15 protein-coding genes and 1 tRNA gene are annotated in these 19,586 nt (G+C 71.5%); 13 read left to right on the top strand and 3 right to left on the bottom strand.

Going from position 1 to position 19,586, the window contains the following annotated elements; translation table 11 throughout:
• Positions 1 to 39: 39 nt before the first annotated feature.
• On the top strand, positions 40 to 1,272 hold the full coding sequence (locus tag ASF23_RS01055) for a D-alanyl-D-alanine carboxypeptidase family protein (RefSeq protein ID WP_055947731.1): 1,233 nt from the start codon (positions 40 to 42) through the stop codon (positions 1,270 to 1,272).
• A 140-nt stretch (positions 1,273 to 1,412) separates the two neighbouring features.
• On the opposite strand, the gene ASF23_RS01060 is transcribed toward ASF23_RS01055, so the two are convergent.
• Positions 1,413 to 2,207, bottom strand: a complete 795-nt coding sequence (locus ASF23_RS01060; RefSeq protein ID WP_055947734.1) for an SGNH/GDSL hydrolase family protein — start codon at positions 2,205 to 2,207, stop codon at positions 1,413 to 1,415.
• A gap of 23 nt (positions 2,208 to 2,230) precedes the next feature.
• On the opposite strand from ASF23_RS01060, the gene ASF23_RS01065 reads away from it, so the two are divergent.
• The 7 genes from ASF23_RS01065 to ASF23_RS01095 all read left to right on the top strand — a co-directional run bounded on the left by ASF23_RS01065 (position 2,231) and on the right by ASF23_RS01095 (position 12,589).
• Positions 2,231 to 3,409, top strand: coding sequence for an acyl-CoA dehydrogenase family protein (locus ASF23_RS01065; protein WP_055947737.1), 1,179 nt, complete (start codon positions 2,231 to 2,233; stop codon positions 3,407 to 3,409).
• A gap of 47 nt (positions 3,410 to 3,456) precedes the next feature.
• Positions 3,457 to 5,907: an FUSC family protein gene (locus tag ASF23_RS01070; RefSeq protein ID WP_055947740.1), complete on the top strand. Its 2,451-nt coding sequence runs from the start codon at positions 3,457 to 3,459 to the stop codon at positions 5,905 to 5,907.
• A gap of 120 nt (positions 5,908 to 6,027) precedes the next feature.
• On the top strand, positions 6,028 to 7,314 hold the full coding sequence (dinB, locus tag ASF23_RS01075) for a DNA polymerase IV (RefSeq protein ID WP_055947742.1): 1,287 nt from the start codon (positions 6,028 to 6,030) through the stop codon (positions 7,312 to 7,314).
• A 26-nt stretch (positions 7,315 to 7,340) separates the two neighbouring features.
• Positions 7,341 to 9,299 (top strand): DEAD/DEAH box helicase, encoded by a 1,959-nt coding sequence (locus ASF23_RS01080; protein WP_082473676.1) that lies wholly within the window; start codon positions 7,341 to 7,343, stop codon positions 9,297 to 9,299.
• 64 nt (positions 9,300 to 9,363) lie between these two features.
• Positions 9,364 to 9,567, top strand: a complete 204-nt coding sequence (locus ASF23_RS01085; protein WP_055947745.1) for a hypothetical protein — start codon at positions 9,364 to 9,366, stop codon at positions 9,565 to 9,567.
• Positions 9,568 to 9,678: 111 nt separating this feature from the next.
• A complete protein-coding gene (locus tag ASF23_RS01090; protein WP_055947748.1) occupies positions 9,679 to 11,007 on the top strand; it encodes an NAD(P)/FAD-dependent oxidoreductase in 1,329 nt (442 codons plus the stop codon).
• A 211-nt stretch (positions 11,008 to 11,218) separates the two neighbouring features.
• The gene (locus ASF23_RS01095) at positions 11,219 to 12,589 is read left to right on the top strand and encodes a carbohydrate-binding protein (RefSeq protein ID WP_162236667.1); all 1,371 of its coding nucleotides are present in this window, start codon (positions 11,219 to 11,221) and stop codon (positions 12,587 to 12,589) included.
• Positions 12,590 to 12,755: 166 nt separating this feature from the next.
• Here ASF23_RS01095 and ASF23_RS01100 read toward each other — a convergent pair.
• A tRNA-Leu gene (locus ASF23_RS01100) sits at positions 12,756 to 12,841 on the bottom strand.
• A gap of 173 nt (positions 12,842 to 13,014) precedes the next feature.
• Between ASF23_RS01100 and ASF23_RS01105 the strand changes: the two genes are divergently transcribed.
• The 3 genes from ASF23_RS01105 (at position 13,015) to mshC (ending at position 16,482) form a co-directional block, all read left to right on the top strand.
• A complete protein-coding gene (locus ASF23_RS01105) occupies positions 13,015 to 14,316 on the top strand; it encodes a M20/M25/M40 family metallo-hydrolase (RefSeq protein WP_055949019.1) in 1,302 nt (433 codons plus the stop codon).
• A gap of 67 nt (positions 14,317 to 14,383) precedes the next feature.
• A complete protein-coding gene (locus ASF23_RS01110; RefSeq protein ID WP_055947751.1) occupies positions 14,384 to 15,223 on the top strand; it encodes an undecaprenyl-diphosphate phosphatase in 840 nt (279 codons plus the stop codon).
• Positions 15,220 to 16,482, top strand: a complete 1,263-nt coding sequence (gene mshC, locus ASF23_RS01115; protein ID WP_055947754.1) for a cysteine--1-D-myo-inosityl 2-amino-2-deoxy-alpha-D-glucopyranoside ligase — start codon at positions 15,220 to 15,222, stop codon at positions 16,480 to 16,482. The genes ASF23_RS01110 and mshC overlap by 4 nt, the downstream gene beginning before the upstream one ends.
• Positions 16,483 to 16,672: 190 nt before the next feature.
• On the opposite strand, the gene ASF23_RS01120 is transcribed toward mshC, so the two are convergent.
• Positions 16,673 to 17,605 (bottom strand): proteasome assembly chaperone family protein, encoded by a 933-nt coding sequence (locus tag ASF23_RS01120; protein ID WP_055947756.1) that lies wholly within the window; start codon positions 17,603 to 17,605, stop codon positions 16,673 to 16,675.
• A 154-nt stretch (positions 17,606 to 17,759) separates the two neighbouring features.
• Here ASF23_RS01120 and ASF23_RS01125 point away from each other — a divergent pair, with 154 nt between their 5' ends.
• Both ASF23_RS01125 and ASF23_RS01130 read left to right on the top strand, forming a co-directional pair.
• Positions 17,760 to 18,515 (top strand): HAD family hydrolase, encoded by a 756-nt coding sequence (locus ASF23_RS01125; RefSeq protein WP_235510732.1) that lies wholly within the window; start codon positions 17,760 to 17,762, stop codon positions 18,513 to 18,515.
• Positions 18,512 to 19,546, top strand: coding sequence for a tRNA (adenine-N1)-methyltransferase (locus tag ASF23_RS01130; protein WP_055947758.1), 1,035 nt, complete (start codon positions 18,512 to 18,514; stop codon positions 19,544 to 19,546). The genes ASF23_RS01125 and ASF23_RS01130 overlap by 4 nt, the downstream gene beginning before the upstream one ends.
• Positions 19,547 to 19,586: the final 40 nt, after the last annotated feature.

Consider the following 19,586-nt stretch of genomic DNA (forward strand, 5'->3'; position numbering starts at 1 on the left):
GAGGTCGGCACACGGAGCGACACCTTAGGCTCGGGTCCCGTGCCACGCGTCGTCCACCGCCCTCGCCGTTCCGCCGTCCGACCGACGGTCCTGACGATCGCGGTGGTGCTCGTCCTCGCGATCGCGTACCTCGTCGCCGCGGCCGTCGTGCCGTTCACCCCGGCGAGCGCCGCGAAGACCACCTACTCCGCCCCGACCGCGTCGGTGCCCGACCTGACGTTCCCGGCGTACGGCGCCACGGCGGTGCAGGCCCCGGGGTTCGCCGACAGCCTGCAGACGAGCGGCGACACGAAGCCCCGGTCGATCGCGAGCATCTCGAAGGTCGTGACGGCCCTCGTCGTGCTCGACCAGCACCCGCTCACGACGACCTCCGACGGCCCGACGATCACGTTCGACCAGCAGCAGCACGACCTCTACGCCACGTACCTCGCGCAGGACGGCGAGGTCGCCCAGATGCCGGTCGGCCTGCAGCTGACCGAGAAGCAGGCGTTCCAGGTGATGCTGATGAAGTCCGCGAACAACTACGCCGGGGCACTCGCGCTCTGGGCGTTCGGGTCGATCGACAAGTACAAGGCCGCTGCTGCGACGTGGCTCAGTGCCCACGACCTGCACGACACGACGATCAACGAGCCGACCGGCCTCGACGCCGGGAACACCTCGACGGCCACGGATCTCGTGCACCTCGGCGAGCTCGCGATCGCGAACCCGGTGGTGTCCCAGATCGTCGGCACGAAGAGCGTCGCGATCCCCACCGTGGGGCAGATCGAGAACTCGAACAAGCTCCTCGGCATGGACGGCGTCGACGGCATCAAGACGGGCACGCTCGACGAGGCCGGTGCCTGCCTGCTGTTCGCGGCGACCTACCAGCGGGGCGGCCAGGACGTCACGGTCGTCGGTGCGATGCTCGGCGGGGCGACCCACGACGCGCTCGACACGGACGTCCAGGCCCTGTTGCACAGTGTCGCCGACAACTTCCACACCGTGACCCTGACGAACGCCGGGCAGTCCTTCGGGTCCTACTCGACACCGTGGAAGGACTCGGCGGACGCGGTCGCGAAGTCCGCGAGCACCGTGCTCGTGTGGGGTCGGACGACGGTCGCCGCCAAGGCGTCCCTGCACACCCTGACGTTCGGGTCCCGAGGCGAGCGGGTCGGGACCGTCCGGTTCACGATCGAGCACCACGCCCCGGTCACGGTGCCCCTCGTCCTCGACCGAGCGATCGACGACCCGGGCATCTGGTGGAAGTGGACGAACCCCTTCCAGGGCTCCTGAGCGGGGCCTGCCGGATGCGGGTGGGCTGATCGTTCTGCCCGGAAACCGACTGATTCGCACGCGGAACGCCGCCAATCGGTCGGTTTCCACGGAAAGCGACATCGCCTGGACGCGCGCCACGGGCCGCGCGGACCCGCGTGCTACGGCGTGTCGGACCGGTTGTCCACCACGGCGTCGAGCTCCGGACGCTTCGGGGTGACCCCGTCTCCGGACGAGGTGTGCCGGATGCGCCGGACCACCCACGGGACGAGGTACTCGCGGGCCCATCCGAGGTCCTCCGCCCTGGCCTCGCGCCACGGGCGGGCGGCCAGGGGCTCGGGGAACTCCGGGCGGACGCCGTGCTCGACCCCGAGGGTGTCGAGCACGGCGGCGGCGATCGTCGCGTGCCCCATGGGGGAGTGGTGCAGCCGGTCAGGCGCCCACATCCGCGGGTCACGGAGCACGCGGAGCGCCCACATGTCCGCGACGAGGGCGCCGTGCTTCAGGGCGATGGCGTGCAGGTTCTCGTTGTAGATCGCCGTCCGGCCGCGGACGAGTCCGAGCACCGGCGTCATGCCGACGTCCGGTCCCGTGAACAGCACAACCGTCGCGCCGTCCTGCCGGAGCCGCCCGATGAGCCCGTCGAACCGCTCGGCGATCTCGTCGGGGTCGCTGCCGGGGCGGATGATGTCGTTGCCGCCGGCAGAGACGGTGATGAGGTCGGGGTGCAGCGACAGCGCGTGCTCGGCCTGCTCGTCGATGATCTGCTGCAGGAGCCGGCCCCGGATCGCGGTGTTGGCGTACGCGAAGTCCTCGGTCTGGTGCGCGAGGACCTCGGCGACGCGGTCCGCCCAGCCGCGGAACCCGCCGGGCGCACCGGGGTCCGGGTCGCCCAGGCCCTCGGTGAACGAGTCACCGATCGCGACGTACCTGGTCCAGGGATGACGTGTCGACACACTGCGCAAATTAGTCTCGTCCCATGACGGACACCAAACCGGCGTGGGACATCGACGAGGACCTGCTCGCCCGGATCGCCGAGCGGGCCCCGGTCTACGACCGCGACGACCGCTTCTGCCAGGAGGACCTCGACGAGCTCCGCCAGGCGGGGTACCTCCGCCTCGGGGCGCCGGAACGGACTGGAGGGACGGGGCTCGGTCTCCTCGACACCGTCCGGATCCAGGAGCGGTTGGCCACCGCCGCCCCGGCGACCGCACTCGCGCTCGGCATGCACCAGGTGTGGGTGCAGGCGGCGCGCGCCGTCCGTCGACGCGGCGGGTCGTTCCTCCAGCCCGTCGAGGAGGCGGCCGGTCGTGACCTGCTGCTCGCGTTCGGCGTGAGCGAGCCCGGCAACGACCGGGTGCTGTTCGACTCGTCGACGGCCGCGGAGCCGGACGGCGACGGTGGCTACCGGTTCACCGGCACCAAGGTGTTCACCTCGCTCTCCCCGGCGTGGGACGTGATGAGCGTGTTCGGGCGCGACGACTCCGACGCGGACGCGCCGGTGCTCGTGCACGGCTTCGTCCTGCGGGACGACGCCGGACACCGCTCCCTCGACGACTGGGACACGCTCGGCATGCGGGCGACGCAGAGCCGCACGACGATCCTCGAGGGCGTGCACGTGCCCGCGGACCGGATCGTCCGGAAGCTGCCCGTCGGTCCGAGCCCGGACGTCCTGGTGTTCGGGATCTTCGCGGCGTTCGAGCTGCTGATCGCGGCGGTGTACGTCGGCATCGCGTCCAGAGCGGTCGAGCTCGCGGTGTCCGGGCTCCGCGGTCGGACGGCGTTCGACGGGACGCCGCGGACGGACGACCCCGACGTCCGACGTGCCCTGGCGGACATGCAGGGGGCCGTCGACGCGGTCCGGCTGCAGGTCGGGGCGCTGGCGCGCGACGTCGACGAGCTCGTCGACCACGGCGCGCGGTGGTTCCCGCTGCTGGTCGGCACGAAGGCCAGGACGGTCGACACCGCCGCGCACGTGGTGGACGAGGCGATGCGGGTCGTCGGCGGCGGGTCGTACCGGGCGGGTGGGGAACTCGCGCGGTTGGCTCGGGACGTCCGCGCCGGGCAGTACCACCCGTCGTCGCGGGACTCGGCTGCGCGGACGATCGCGGCGTCGCTGCTCGGACCGCCTGGTGCCGGGCACACGACGACCGGGTAGTTCCGGACCGGTACGATGTCGTCCGAGGAAGGCGAGGCCGACACCCGGTGACGACGACGACGGACAACGACCGCACGACCGGGCCGGCCGACCAGCACGGGGCACCGCGACGAACTCCCGACATCGTGCGACGCGCCTGGGTCCGGGTGCTCATGCTCGACCTCGGGCTGGTCAAGACCGAGACCGCACTCCGGACGCTGTTCTCCGTCCCCGCGGGCATGGGCCTCGGGTACCTCATCGCCGTGTCCGTGGGACTGCCGGGCATCCTCGGTCTGCTCATCGGCGCCATGCCCGCGTTCATCAGCTGTCTCGTGGTCGTCGATGCGAGTGCGTGGCGCGTCGCCGGGCGGACGGGTGCGCTCGTGGTCCCCTTCGTCGCGTCGCTCTCCTCGAGCATCGCGCTGCACCGGTTCCGGGTCCTCGAGCTCGTCCTCATCGTCGGCCTGCTGTTCCTGCAGTTCGCCGCAGCCGGCTGGGGCAAGTGGGCGCACGACGCCGCCGTCGTGCTTTTCGCCGGGTACCTGTGCGGGCTCCTGACGCCGGTGCCCGAGACGAGCGTGGTGGGCCTCGCGCTGATCGGTGCCGCCTCGCTCGCGGCGACGATCGTCGTCCGCACCGTCGCGTTCCGGCCGGCGCCGTACCGCTCGCTCCTCCGCACCCGACGGGCGTTCGTCGGCTGGGCGAGCACCGTGCTCGTGGCCGCCGAGGCCCTGCTCGCCGCCGAGGGTCCCGGCACCGCCGACCGTCGGGCCTCGCAGCACGCCCGACGTCGACTCCGGCGCAGGCTCGGCCGGCTGCAGGAGGTCGCACTGTCGGCCGACGGCATGCTCGCGGCGACCGGCTCGGGCACCGCCGGCGAGGCCGCGGAGACGCTGCACCGCCTGCTGTTCGACACGCACCTCGCGGTCGACGGCCTCGGTCGGACCGCCGAGTCACTCGTCGCCACGGGTGCGCCGGGAGACGTCCGAGCGATCGTCCGCGAGGCCCTGCAGACCGTCATCGCGGGCGGTGGCGCGCTCGGCGACGACGCTGCGAGGACGCTGCTCGCCCGGTACCGCGTCACCCCCGCCGGACACCAGGGGCTCGCCGGCCCGACGCACGTCGTGCACCGTGCCGCGTGGCAGTTGGCCGACCTCGCCGCGACGACCGCGACGTGGCGCAGACTCCGGGACGAACTGCCGCGCGACGGCTCCGGCGTGCCGTTCAGCAGCCCGGTCGTGCTCGTCGGGGGACGCCCGTCCGGCGCGGTCCCCGTGCTCGAGGACGCTCTCGAGGGCGGTGGGCTCAGCGGCCCGTGGCGTCGGCTGCACATCTCGGCCTCGATCCGCACGGGCATCCAGGCCGCCGTCGCCGTGGCGATCGTCGAGCCGCTCGCCCTCGCGCTGAGCGGCCAGCGCTTCTACTGGGGCGTGATCGGCGCGATGATCGTGTTCGCGGGCACGAACTCGACGCACGACCGGATCCGCAAGGGACTGCACCGCGGACTCGGGACGGTGCTCGGCGGCGCCATCGGCATCGGGCTCGTCGACCTCCTGGGGACGACCCACCCGGCGACGACGATCGTCGTCGTGGTCGTCGCCCTCGCCATCGGCATGTACGGCTTCGGCGGCGTCTACTCGGTCTGGGTGACGTGCCTCGTCGTCGTGCTCTGCCAGGTCTACGCGTACTCGGGCTCGTTCAGCGACGCACTCATCCCACTGCGCCTCGCCGAGAACCTGCTCGGGGCCGCCGTCGCCATCCTCGTCAGCGTGCTCGTGTTCCCCGTCGCGACGGGGGCGATGCACCGGAGTGCGGTGCGTCGGCAGCTCGCGGCCGCGCGGGCGTTCGTGCTCGAGGCCGGTGGCGGACCGGACACCGCTGGCGGCCTCCGTCCCGCGTCGCGCGCGCTCGACGCCGCGACCTACCAGCTCGACGCGGTGACGAAGCCGATGGTGCGGGTCCCGACCGGCGGCGGAACGCGCGGCGACGCGATGACCGGTGCGAGCCTCCGGTCCGTCGCGGTGTTCGCTCGAGAGCTCGCCGGTCGAGCCGGCCAGACCGGAACCGACGCCGCCGTCGCTGACGCCGCTGTCGCTGACGCCGCTGTCGCTGACGCCGCCGTCGCTGACGCTGACGCTGCGGACGTCGCGCGTGCGATGGCCGACGTCGCCGGGGTGCTCGCGACCTCGATCGACGCGCTGTCCGGCGCGGTCGGCGCGGTGGGCGCGCGACGGGTGGGTGGCGGCCGCCACGAGCGTGCCGGGGCACGCGCCGACGACGTGTGGACCCGCGTCGGCATGCGGATCGAGGAGATCGACGCGATGCTCCCCGACGACGCCAGCGGCCCCGAGTGGGTCCGGGACCGTCTCCACTGCCTCGGTCGCGTCGACGATGCGCTCGCGCTCCTCGCCGAGCGTGTCGGGCTCCCCGTCACCGGCGTCGCGGCATCCGGTGCGACGCCGTCGGCACGGGTCCGGCGTGCGGAGCGACTCGTCGCGCGGCGGTTCGCCGACCGCTGAGCCGGCGGGGCGACCCGGACCGGGACCCGGACCCGGACCCGGCAGGGTGCTGCGCATCGGGGTGGTGCACCTCGATGTCGGCGGCGCGTGTGACGATGGTCCTCCGACGGAAGGGGCCGGGTGAGCAAGCAGGACGGCAGCACGCGTCTGGTGAACGACGCGCCGAGCGACGACGTCACCGCGACGGTGCTCCACGTGGACATGGACGCCTTCTTCGCCTCCGTGGAGCTCCTGGACCGCCCTGACCTCGTCGGCCGCCCGGTGATCGTCGGGCACGACTCGGACCGTTCCGTGGTGACCGCGGCGACGTACGAGGCCCGCAAGTACGGCATCAACTCGGCCATGCCGATGGCGATCGCCCGACGCCGCTGCCCGCACGCGGTGATCGTCGAGCCGCACTTCGAGAAGTACACGGCCAAGTCCCGCGCCGTGATGGAGATCTTCGACCGCTTCACCCCGGTGGTGGAACGGCTCGGGATCGACGAGGCGTTCCTCGACGTCGCGGGTGCGCTCCGGATGCACGGCACCCCGTGGAACGTCGGCCGGATGATCCGGCAGACAGTCCTCGCCGAGACCGGGCTGCACTGCTCGGTGGGCGCCGCGGCGACCAAGTTCGTCGCGAAGCTCGCCTCGAGCCGGGCGAAGCCGGACGGTCTGCTCGTCGTCCCCGCCGCGGACACGATCGCGTTCCTGCACCCCCAGCCGGTCTCCGGGCTCTGGGGCGTCGGCGGGAAGACGCAGGAGATGCTCGAGCGCCGGGGGATCCGCACCATCGGTGACCTCGCGAACACCCCCGTGGCCTCGCTCGTCGGTGCGCTCGGTCCGGCCGGGGGCAGCAAGCTGTTCGAACTCGCGTGGGGTCGCGACCCGCGCCACGTCGAGACCGGCACCCGCGAGAAGTCCGTGGGGCACGAGGTCACGTTCGGTGTGGACGTCACCGACCGCGACGAACTCGCCCGCGAGCTCCTGCGCCTCGCGGACAAGGTCGCAGCACGCATGCGGGCGGCGTCCGTGCAGGCCAGGACGATCGCCATCAAGGTCCGGTACACCGACTTCACGACGCTGACGCGTTCCCGCACCCTCGCGGAGCCCACCGACGTCGCGCGCCGCATCCACAAGGAGGCCGTGGAGCTGTACGACGTGCTGCACCGGCCCGGGCAGCGGATCCGGCTCATCGGCGTCCGCGGCGAGAACCTCGTGCCGGCCGGCGACAGCAACGCGCTCTGGGACGACGACGCGCCGTGGCGGGACACCGAGACGACGGTCGATGCGGTCACGGCGCGGTTCGGCGCTGGCATGCTCCGGCCCGCCTCGCTGGTGCGGGGGAGTGCGGCACGACCCGACCTCGGGGGTGCTCCGGACGGCGGCTCCCGTGTCCCGCACGCTCGCCAGGACGGCGGGTCGTGACGGCCGAGCGGGTAGAATCTCGTCCAGTGAGCGCAGCGGAGTGGAACGGGGACGGACGCCGAGACGGCGACCCGCAGGGAACCCTCTTCGACGCGGACGGCGGCCCGGATGACGGCCGCCACGGTGGCGGTGCGGGCGAGAGTCCCGAGCAGGTCCGCGACCGGGCGGAAGCGGCAGCCGAGGCCGAAGTCGCCGGGAACAACGCCGCGCTCCACCTCACGCCGGCGTTCCCCGACCGAGCAGCGTGGGGCACGGCGTCGAAGCTCCGCGCATGGCAGGTCGAGGCCCTGACGCGGTACTTCGAGACCGAGCCCAGGGACTTCCTCGCGGCGGCCACCCCGGGCGCCGGCAAGACGACGTTCGCGCTCCGCCTGGCGACCGAGCTCCTCGCCAGGAACACCATCGACCGCATCACGGTCGTCGCGCCGACCGAACACCTGAAGCGGCAGTGGGCCGACGCCGCGGACCGCGTCGGGATCCGCCTCGACCCGATGTTCAAGAACGGCGACGGCACCTTCGGACGCCACTACCAGGGTGTCGCGATCACGTACGCGCAGGTCGGCATGAACCCGGAGGTGCACCGTCGCATCACCGAGGGCGGCCGCACGCTCGTGATCCTCGACGAGGTGCACCACGGCGGCGACGCCCTGACCTGGGGTGACGGCATCCGCGAGTCGTTCCAGAAGGCCACCAGGCGCCTCTCCCTGAGCGGGACGCCGTTCCGCTCGGACACCGCGCCGATCCCGTTCGTGCAGTACGCACCGGACGAGCAGGGCATCCGGACCTCGATCTCGGACTACAACTACGGCTACGGGCGTGCCCTCAAGGACGGCGTCGTCCGCCCGGTGCTCTTCATGGCCTACGCCGGACAGATGCGCTGGAAGACCCGGATGGGCGACGAGATGTCCGCCTCGCTCGGGGAGCAGGTCACGAAGGACATCACGGCGCAGGCCTGGCGGACCGCCCTGGCACCGGACGGCGAGTGGATGACGGCGGTGCTCCGTGCCGCGGACACCCGGCTGACCGAGGTCCGTCGCGGGGTGCCGGACGCGGGTGGTCTGGTCATCGCGACCGACACCACGACCGCGCGGGCCTACGCCAGGATCCTGCAGCAGATCACGGGGGAGCGCCCGACGGTGGTGCTCTCCGACGAGGCAGCCGGGTCGAGCCGGATCGGTGCCTTCGCGGCGGACGAGTCGCGGTGGATGGTCGCCGTCCGCATGGTGTCCGAGGGCGTCGACGTCCCACGGCTCTGCGTCGGCGTGTACGCCACCAGCGCGAGCACCCCGCTGTTCTTCGCCCAGGTGATCGGCCGTTTCGTGCGGGCCCGTCGTCGCGGGGAGACGGCGTCGGTGTTCCTGCCGAGCGTCCCCGGTCTGATGGCACTCGCGGCGAGCCTGGAGCTCGAGCGGGACCACGCGCTCGACCGCCCGAAGGACAGCGACGACGGCCTGTACAACCCGGAAGACGCGCTGGTCGCCGAGGCCAACCGCGAGGAGAAGGCGTCCGACTCACTGCTCGACCTGCAGCCGTTCGAGGCCCTGGACTCGCAGGCATCGTTCGACCGTGTGCTCTACGACGGCGGTGAGTACGGCGACGGCGGTGAGATCGGGAGCCTCGAGGAGCTCGACTTCATCGGCATCCCGGGGCTCCTGGAGCCAGACCAGGTGCGCGACCTCCTCCGGCAGCGGCAGGCGACCCAGGCCAAGCGCGGCAAGGGTCGACCCGGTGGACCCGGGGGCAAGGACGGCACGCCGAAGGCCCAGGCCGACGAGAACCGCCCGCTCTACATGACCATCAAGGAGCAGCGGTCCGAGCTGCATCGCCTCGTGTCGATCTGGTCGCGACACGCGAACGAGCCGCACGGGTCGATCCACGCCGAGCTCCGTCGGGTCAGCGGCGGGCCGGCCGTCGCGCAGGCGAGCACCGAGCAGATCCAGAAGCGCATCGACATCCTCCGGTCCCGTATCGGCAACCGACGATGAGCGCGTGCCGACGATCACTGCGTGCCGACGATGACCGGCGACCGACGATGACCGGCGACCGACGATGATCGAGACCGTCGACGACACGACGTGGTTCGTCAAGCGGTCGGCCGACGCGTCCCCGGAGGCGATCATCGACCGGTTCGGCGGTGGGTTCCGACTGCGGCGGTTCTCCCTGGCGGAGTCACGCCGGACGCAGCACGGGGTGTTCGTGTCCGCCGACGCAGCCGAGACCGCGTGGTGGCGACTGCGGCAGAAGGCTCGCTGAGCCAGCTCCGGACACGTGATCCGTGCCTCCCGGCCTTCGGATCTCCTGCCGAGTGCCGGAACCGCCCGGCAAATGGTGACCCAGCGTCGGAATCTGGCGTAGACCAGGAGCATGGCTGACTCCATCCCCCACGTCCTCGTCCTCGGCGGCGGTTCCGCCGGCTACACCACCGTGCTGCACCTCCAGAAGCAGGCGACCACGGTGCCGATGCGCATCACGCTCGTGGACGCGAACACGTACTTCACCTACCTGCCCTTCCTGCCGGAGGTGGCTGGCGGGCACATCAGCCCGCGCGACGTGACCGTGGAGCTCCGGAAGGCCCTGAAGAAGACCCGGGTCATCCAGGGCAAGGTCACGGGTGTCGACTCGAAGGCCAAGACGGTCGCCGTGTCGACCGCCGGTGGTGACGACCGCACGCTCGGGTACGACCAGCTCGTGGTCGCCGTCGGTTCGGTGACCCGGGTGTTCAAGACGCCGGGTCTCGTCGAGAACGCCGTCGGCTTCAAGACCGTCGAAGAGGCCGCGTTCGTCCGCTCGAAGCTCCTCGACAACATCGCCAAGGCCGCCGCGACCCGCGACGAGGAAGAGCGCCGCAAGCTCCTCACCAGCATCTTCATCGGCGGTGGTTACACGGGCGTGGAGGCGATCGGCGAGCTGTTCGACGTGTCGCAGGCCGCCATCGCGTCGTACCCGTCGCTCGCCGGCGAGCAGCCTCGCTGGGTGCTCATCGACGCGCTCGACCGCGTCGCGCCGGAGGTCGGCCCGGAGCTGTCGAAGTGGACCCTCGAGGCCCTGCGCGCCCGTGGCATCGACGTCCGCCTGAAGACCACGATGCCGAGCTGCGAGGGCGGAGTCGTCAAGCTCAGCGACGGCGACGAGTTCGGTGCCGGGCTCATCGTCTGGACGGCCGGTGTCAAGCCGAACCCGCTCCTCGACGCCACCGACCTGCCGCGCGGGCCGAAGGGACACCTGGCCGCGAACGCGAAGCTCCAGGTCGAGGCCGAGGACACCCACGAGGTCGTCGAGGGCGTCTGGGGACTCGGCGACGTCGCGCAGGTCCCCGACCTGACGGCCGAGAAGCAGCCGGCGTACTACCCGCCGAACGCCCAGAACGCGGTGCGGCAGGCGGTCACGGTCGCGAACAACATCGTCGCGACGATCACCGGCGGCTCGATCGAGGAGTACCGCCACGTGTCGATCGGCACGGTGGCGTCGTACGGCGTCGGAAAGGGTGCTGCGAACATCAAGGGCATCAAGATGACCAACCTGCTCGCCTGGTTCGCCCACCGCGCCTACCACGTGTACGCGATGCCGACGCTGAACCGCAAGGTCCGCATCGTGCTCGGATGGGTCACCGGAGCGGTGTCGGGTCGCGACTCGACGTCCCTCATCAAGGAGACGAACCCGCGTTCCGCGTTCGAGGACGCCGCCGCGAGCTGACCCTCGGGTCGCTTCCGCGACCGTTCGGACGGGAGGCACGGTGCCAGCTGGCACCGTGCCTCCCGTCTGTCTGCGGGCGCCTTGCGGAATGGTCCGTCGAAATGCCGACAGGTGGATCCGCCCGAGTCGGGGTATGAATAACCAAGAAGGTTGCGAAATACCCACCAGGTCGGAGCAACGACGCTCCGGACCTCGACGAGGAGGATCCATCTTGACCATCTCACCACGCACCACCGCGACGAGGATCGGCGTGCTCGCATCGCTCGTCGGTGCCGTCATCGGCACGTCCCTGATCACCACCGCACCCGCCACGGCCGCGACGACGTGCGCGACCGCCTGGAGTGCCGGCACGGCCTACACCGGCGGCTCGACCGCGAGCGAGAACGGCACGAACTACACCGCGAACTGGTGGACGCAGGGCGACGACCCGGCGACCCACTCGGGCGCGACGGGCAGCGGAGCGCCCTGGACCTCGGCGGGGACCTGCACCGGCGGCACGACCGGCGGGGGTACGGGCGGCGGCGGGACCGGAACCGGCGGGGGAGGGACCGGCACCGGGGGAGGGACCGGCACCGGGGGAGGGACCGGCACCGGGGGAGGGACCGGCACCGGGGGAGGGACCGGCACCGGAGCGGCGACGGGCACGCTGTTCTCCCCGTACAAGGACATCACGACGAGCCTCAACTGGAACACGAACGTCATCCAGACGGCGATCACCGGCACCACCATCCCGGTCGTCGGCGGGTCGAACAGCCTCGTCGCGTCGAAGGTGCCGAACCTCGGCGCGATCTCCCTGGCGTTCGCGACCGGCACCTGCGGCAGCGAGAACTGGGGCGGGGTCGCGGGGGATGCCTTCGCGAAGGCGAACGTCCCGTCGCTCGACGCCGCCGGGCTGAACTACATCGTGTCGACGGGTGGTGCGGCGGGGTCGTTCAAGTGCGGGTCCGGGGCAGCACTGAACAGCTTCATCGCGCGGTACGCGTCTCCGCACCTCGTCGGGATCGACTTCGACATCGAGACCGGCCAGTCCGCCTCCGACATCGCGTCGCTCGTGAACGCCGCCGCGTCGGCGCAGAGCACCTACCCGAAGCTCCGGTTCTCGTTCACGCTGGCGACCCTCGCGGCGTCGGACGGCTCGTACGGCGGCCTCAACTCCACGGGTGACACCGTCGTCAAGGCGATCAAGGCGTCGTCACTGTCGAACTACACGATCAACCTCATGACGATGGACTTCGGCGGCGCGTCGCCGTCGGCCTGCGTCGTGTCGAACGGTGCCTGCGACATGGGTGCCTCGAGCGTGCAGGCGGCGAAGAACCTGCAGCACACCTACGGCACGCCCTACACCAAGATCGAGATCACCCCGATGGTCGGCGTGAACGACGTCTCGAGCAACGTGTTCACGCTCGCGGACGCCGACACGGTGTCGTCCTTCGCCGCGGCGAACAAGCTCGCGGGTGTGCACTACTGGTCGCTCGACCGTGACACGCCGTGCGCGCAGACGACGGCATCGCCGACCTGCAGCTCGACGTCGAACGCGGCGCTGGCCTTCACGAAGCGGTTCCTGACGGACCTCGGCAAGTAGCAGCGCTGTGAGAAGTGCCCATCTGTCGTCTGGCGCGAGCCACCCGACAGATGGGCACTTCTCGAACCCGCGCCCCCGGCGGGTGTCGCCCTGAGCGGAGCGATGGCGGCGCACGCCGCATGAGCACATGGAAAAAGGCCCACCCAAAGGGTGGGCCTTTTTCCAGTGTCCGAGGGGGGACTTGAACCCCCACGCCCTAATACGGGCACTAGCACCTCAAGCTAGCGCGTCTACCATTTCCGCCACCCGGACAGGGTGCTGGCCGCCCATCTCGCGAAGTTCCGGATTTCTCCGGCTTGGCTGCCGAGGAATGACATTAGCACGGTTCGAAGGCCGCCCCGAACACGGTCACGCATCCCGGGCGCGCCGCTCGGGACGGGGCCGGTAGCGTTGCTCCCATGACGTCCGATGCGCCCGAAGCGACCATGCCGGAGCCCGAGCTGGAGGCCACCGCGCGCATCGCCAGTGAACTCATCCGGTTCGACACGTCGAACTTCGGCGAGGGCCGGTCGAACGGCGAGGCCGACGCCGCGGAGTACGTCGAGGCGAAGCTCCGCGCACTCGGCCTCGTCCCGCAGATGTTCGAGTCGGAGCCCGGCCGCGTCAGCGTCGTCGCGCGCGTGGCGGGTCGGAACCTCGACAAGCCCGCACTGGTCGTGCACGGACACACCGACGTGGTCCCGGCCGACCCCGCGAACTGGACGGTCGACCCGTTCGGTGGTGAGATCCGCGACGGTCTCCTCTGGGGTCGCGGAGCAGTCGACATGAAGAACATGGACGCGATGATGCTCACCGCCCTCGGCGACGTGATCGCCGAGCACGGTGCACCGGAGCGCGACCTGGTCATCGGGTTCTTCGCGGACGAAGAGGCCGGCGGCGTCCTCGGTGCACACCACGTCGTCACCGAGCACCCGGAGGTGTTCGACGGCGCGACCGAGGCGATCAGCGAGGTCGGCGGGTACTCGATCACCCTCGGCGACCGGCGCGCGTACCTGCTGCAGACGGGTGAGAAGGCGCTGATGTGGCTGAAGATCGTGGCGACCGGCACCGCGGGGCACGGCTCGCACGTCCTCCGGGACAACGCCGTGACGAAGGTCGCCAGAGCGGTCGCGCGCGTCGGCAGCCAGGAGTGGCCCGTCCGCCTGTCGGGCACGACGACCGCGATGGTCTCCGAGATCGCGCGGTTCCTCGGCGTCGACCCGGAGCGGACGAGTCCGGACGAGGTCGCCCTCGCCACCGGATCTGCCTCGCGGTTCATCCACGCGGCACTGCACACGACCGCGAACCCGACCATGCTGCAGGCCGGGTACAAGCACAACGTCATCCCCGACTCCGCCGAGGCGTTCATCGACGTCCGGTGCCTGCCCGGTGACGAAGAGGCCGTGCTCGCGGAGCTGCGGGAACTCGCTGGTGACGACGTCGAGCTCGTGATGAGCCATCGGGACGTCGGACTCGAGACGGACTTCTCCGGCCCCCTCGTCGACGCGGTGAAGGACGTCCTCGGGCGTCACGACCCCGGGGCCCCGGTGCTCCCGTACCTGCTCTCCGGCGGCACGGACAACAAGGCACTCTCGACACTCGGCATCGCCGGGTACGGGTTCGTGCCGCTGCAGCTGCCGGCCGACATCGACTTCCCGGCGATGTTCCACGGCGTCGACGAGCGGGTGCCGCTCAGCTCGCTCGCCTTCGGCCGACGGGTCCTCGGCGACCTGCTCGCGACCTACTGACCGTCTATCCTGGCGTGTCGGCATCGCGCCGGCGACCGTTCCCCCTGCCCCGGCGTTAGGACTCCGCGTGCACTTCCTCGAGGCCCTCTTCCTCGGACTCGTCCAGGGACTCACCGAGTTCCTCCCCGTCTCGTCGAGCGCGCACCTGCGCATCGTCGGGCTGTTCCTCCCCGATGCGAAGGACCCCGGCGCAGCGTTCACCGCGATCACCCAGCTCGGGACCGAGACCGCCGTCCTCATCTACTTCTGGCGCGACATCACGCGGATCGTCGGGCGGTGGTTCCGATCGCTCCGACCGTCGGGTGCGAACGGCGTCCCGCGGAACGACCCCGATGCCAGGCTCGGATGGCTCGTCATCATCGGGACGATCCCGATCGGCATCGTCGGGTTCCTGCTCCAGGACGTCATCACCACCACGTTCCGGTCGCTGTGGATCGTCGCGATCGTGCTCATCGTGTTCGGGATCGTGCTCGGCGTGATCGACCGACTCGGCCGCAAGGAGCTCCGCATCGACCAGATGACGTTCGGCAGCGGCATCGCCGTCGGGCTCGCGCAGGTCCTGGCGCTCGTCCCGGGCGTCTCCCGTTCGGGCGCGACGGTGAGCATGGGCATGGCGCTCGGCTACACCCGCGAGGCCGCGAGCCGCTTCGCGTTCCTCCTCGCCGTCCCCGCGGTGTTCATCTCCGGGCTCTTCGAGCTGGTCACGAGCCTCGACGAGCCGAACCCGGTGTTCTCGCTCGCGGAGACCGGTGCGGCGACGCTCGTGGCCTTCGTGGTCGGGTTCGTCGTCATCGCCGCGTTCATGAACTACATCGCGAAGCGGAGCTTCATGCCGTTCGTCGTCTACCGGGTCCTGCTCGGTATCCTGCTCATCGTGCTGCTCTCCCTTGGCGTGGTCTCCGCATGAGGAGCTGGCCCACACCCGACCTCCCCGACGTCCCCGGCAACGGCCCGCGTCCGCGCGTGCACGACACCGCGACCGGACACCCGATCGACCCGACGACGGGTGACGACCGCGCGACCCTCTACGTCTGCGGGATCACCCCGTACGACGCGACGCATCTCGGCCACGCCGCGACCTACCTGGCGTTCGACACGCTCGGTCGTGCATGGCGCGACGCCGGCCTCGACGTCGCGTACGCCCAGAACGCCACCGACGTCGACGACCCGCTCCTCGAGCGCGCGACCGCCACGGGTGTCGACTGGCGCGACCTCGCCGAGTCGCAGATCGAGCTGTTCCGCCGGGACATGGAGGCTCTCCGGATCATCCCGCCGGAGTCGTACGTCGCCGTGACGGAGGAGGTCGAGCGCATCGCGGAGGCGGTGGCGCACCTCGAGCGGTCCGGCCACGGCTACCGCGTCGCGACCGAGGACTCGATCGAGGGCGCCGGCGACGACGTCTACTTCGACGTCCAGCGGGCGAACGAACACTGGACCCTCGGCGACGAGAGCCGCCTGGACCGCGAGACGATGCTCGCGCTCTCGGCCGAGCGCGGGGGCGACCCGGACCGCGCCGGCAAGCGCGACCCCCTCGACCCGCTGCTCTGGCGGGCCGCCCGTGCCGGTGAGCCCGCGTGGCAGACCGTGGTCGGCGAAGGACGCCCCGGCTGGCACATCGAGTGCAGCGTCATCGCGGGCGACCGCCTCGGCGCGCCGGTCAGCGTGCAGGGCGGTGGCAGCGACCTCGTCTTCCCGCACCACGAGATGAGTGCGGGACACACCGCAGCACTCGCCCACGCTCCGCTCGCGAACGCCTACGTGCACACCGGGATGATCGCCTACCAGGGCACGAAGATCTCGAAGTCGCTCGGGAACCTCGTCACGGTCCGGGGCCTGCTCGACGACGGCGCCGACCCGCGGGCGATCCGTCTCGCGCTGCTCTCGCACCGGTACTCCGACGACTGGGAGTGGTTCGACACCGAGCTCGAGAGTGCCGTCCGCCGCCTCGCGACGTGGGACGCGTGGGCGTCGGTCGCGGACGCACCCGTCGACACGCCCGACACGGATGCCGCGGCGACCATCGCGCGGCTCCGGGAGCGCGTCGCTGACGATCTCGACACGCCCGGGGCCGTCGCGGTCGTCGACAGCGCGGTCGCGGCCGGGGTGCACTGCACGCCGACGCTCGTCGACGCCGTCGACGCCCTGCTCGGCGTCCGCATCGGCTGACTCGCGCCCGTCGGACGGGCGCGAGTCGCGCCTCCCGTCAGTGTCGGACTGGAGGCGCGGCTGCGGTGACCCAGCCTGCGCGAGTCCGCAAAACGCCACGTTGGCCGTGTCTCGCAGAGGTATTTCCCTGCGAGACGCGGCCAACCTCGTGTTTTGCGGGACCGGGAACGGGGCCGGGAACCGGGGCCGGCTACGCCGCCGGCGGCCGCCACGGACCCTCGCCCGCGGCACCGGGCCCCGGACCGTCCTTGCCGTCGCGCTTCCGGAGGTACTGCTCGAACTCCTGCGCGATCGCCTCGCCACTCGCCTCGGGGGAGTCGACCGTGTCCCGGGCCTGCTCGAGCTGCGTGATGTAGCCCGCCATGTCCTCGTCGTCGGCCGCGAGGGCGTCGATGCCGTCCTCCCAGGTGGAGGCCTCGTCGAGGAGCGACCCGCGGGGCACCGTGACGTCGGTGAGCTCCTCGATCTTGTCGAGGAGTGCGAGCGTGGCCTTCGGCGACGGGGCGTTGTGCACGTAGTGTGGCACGGACGCCCAGAGCGACAGCGTCGGGAGACCGGCGTGCTCCATCGCGTCGGAGAGCACGCTGAGGATCCCGACGGGCCCCTCGTACGAGGACTTGTCGACCTCGAACGTGGCGCGGACCGACGCGTTCTCGCTCGAGACGAAGACCGAGATCGGGCGGGTGTGCGGCACGTCGGCGAGCATGGCGCCGACGAAGACGATGGCGTCGATCGCATGCACGTCGACGAGGTCGATGATCTCCGCGGTGAACCCCCGCCAGGTCCGCGACGGCTCCGGCCCGACGAGCACGTAGACCTCGCGCGACCGTGTCTCGCCCGCGGCACCGACGACCGGGGCGATCGCACCGGCGCCGGCCACCGGACCGTGCAGCACGATCCGCGGCCACTTGATGACCCGGTTGCCCTCGTCGTCGGCGCCGACGTCGGGCCGGTTGAACTGGTAGTCGACGTACCGCTCGCCCTCGAGCTCGCGCAGCTCGGTGAGCTCGAGCGCCTCGACGATGCGCCGCGCCAACCCGCTCGCGGCTTCTCCGGCGTCGTTCCAGCCCTCGAACGCCACGACGAGCAGTCGTCCGTCGCTGAAGGGGGAATGCTGTGGCACGGGGGAGACTCCTCCGGTCGGTGCGCCACGTGGCCCGCGGCTCGAACACCCAGAATAGGACCTCCGCCGCGCGCGGTGGACCGGGCCGGTAGACTCGCTGCCCGTGACTTCGCAACCGCCGGCAGCCCCGTCAACGCCCGAGAGCATCCCCGCCGTGGCCCTTCCGGCCGCGGTGCTGTGGGACATGGACGGCACCCTCGTCGACACCGAGCCGATCTGGCAGCGTTCGCAGGTCGAGCTTACCGCCGCGCACGGCGCGCACTGGACCCACGAGGACGGCATGGCGCTCGTCGGGAGCGGTCTCGAGCGGTCCGGCGAGATCCTCCGCGACCGCGGGGTGGACATGGAGGTCGAGGAGATCATCCAGTGGATGACCTCCTACGTCATCGAGCACATGGGTGCGGACATGCCGTGGCGCCCGGGGGCCCGCGAACTCGTCGAGGAGCTGCACGACCGTGGCATCCCGACGGCGCTGGTGACGATGTCCCGCCGGCGGATGGCGCTCGAGGCCGCCGAGTCCCTCGGCGCGCGGGGCTTCCGCGTCGTGGTCGCGGGTGACGACGTCGTGAACCCCAAGCCCCACCCCGAGGCCTACCTTGCTGCCGCGACCGCGCTCGGGGTCGCCCCGGAGGACTGCATCGCCATCGAGGACTCGCCGACCGGACTCACCGCCGCGGCGGCGTCCGGTGCGGTCACGATCGGCGTCGAGCACGTGGTCCCACTGGACGGCGCTCCGGGCGACGTGCACCTCACGACCCTGGCGGGCGTGGACGTCGACCGTCTGGTCGCGCTCGCAGCGTCGGCGCGGTCCGGCGACGGTCGGACGGGAGGCACGGCGCGGGTCGTCGACGCCACCCACGCCGACCGCACCGAGGGCACCGAGACCGCGGCCACCGAGGCCGGACGATGAGCGCGGCGCCCACCGGGGCCCCGCTCCGCGGCCCGTTCCGCTCCGGTGACCGGGTGCAGCTCACCGGTCCGAAGGGCAAGCTCGTCACGGTCTCGCTCCTGCCCGGCGGCGAGTACCACACCCACCGCGGCGTGCTCCGACACGACGACGTGATCGGCCGCGACGACGGCTCGATCATCACCGCGACGACCGGCGACGAGTACCTCGCCCTCCGCCCGCTCCTCAACGACTACGTCATGTCGATGCCGCGCGGTGCCGCGATCGTCTACCCGAAGGACGCCGCGCAGATCGTGGCGTTCGCGGACATCTTCCCCGGTGCCCGCGTGGTCGAGGCCGGCGTCGGCTCGGGAGCGCTGTCGCTGTTCCTGCTGCGCGCGATCGGGACCGAGGGCGTCCTGCAGTCGTTCGAGCGGCGCGACGAGTTCGCCGACATCGCCCGGTCGAACGTCGCCACGTTCCTCGGCACCGTGCCGGAGAACTGGACGGTCACCGTCGGGGACCTCACCGAGACGCTGCCGACCGAGGCCGAGGACGGCAGCGTCGACCGTGTCGTGCTCGACATGCTCGCGCCGTGGGAGTGTGTCGACGTCGCCGCGGACGCGCTCGTGCCCGGCGGTCTGATCGTCTGCTACGTCGCCACCGCCACGCAGCTGTCCCGGGTGTGCGAGGCGATCCGCGACACCGGCCGCTACACCGACCCCGACCCGAGCGAGACCCTGGTCCGTGGATGGCACGTCGAGGGCCTCGCGGTGCGTCCGGACCACCGCATGGTCGGCCACACCGGCTTCCTCGTGACCGCACGTCGGCTCGCGGACGGCGCGGTGCTCCCGAACCTGAAGCGTCGTCGGGCGAAGACCGAGTTCGCGGACGAGGACGTCGAGCTCTGGACCCCCGGTGCCGTCGGCGACCGGTCGACGAGCGACACGAAGCTCCGGAAGGTCGCCCGGCAGGCTGCGGCGCAGGCCCGGCGGGTCGCCGACGCCGAAGCGGTGCCCGGGGTCTCGTCCGACGCTCCAGACTCCGAGCACTAGGCTCGTCCGAGTGTCTCACCCCCGTCAGCTGTGGAAGAGA

The organism is Curtobacterium sp. Leaf261 (genome assembly GCF_001422205.1).
Lineage (GTDB): Bacteria > Actinomycetota > Actinomycetes > Actinomycetales > Microbacteriaceae > Curtobacterium.

Coding starts and splice junctions, on each gene's coding strand:
- ASF23_RS01065 (WP_055947737.1), top strand. CDS start 2,231: ATGACGGACACCAAACCGGCGTGGGACATCGACGAGGACCTGCTCGCC.
- ASF23_RS01085 (WP_055947745.1), top strand. CDS start 9,364: ATGATCGAGACCGTCGACGACACGACGTGGTTCGTCAAGCGGTCGGCC.
- ASF23_RS01090 (WP_055947748.1), top strand. CDS start 9,679: ATGGCTGACTCCATCCCCCACGTCCTCGTCCTCGGCGGCGGTTCCGCC.
- ASF23_RS01105 (WP_055949019.1), top strand. CDS start 13,015: ATGCCGGAGCCCGAGCTGGAGGCCACCGCGCGCATCGCCAGTGAACTC.
- mshC (WP_055947754.1), top strand. CDS start 15,220: ATGAGGAGCTGGCCCACACCCGACCTCCCCGACGTCCCCGGCAACGGC.
- ASF23_RS01130 (WP_055947758.1), top strand. CDS start 18,512: ATGAGCGCGGCGCCCACCGGGGCCCCGCTCCGCGGCCCGTTCCGCTCC.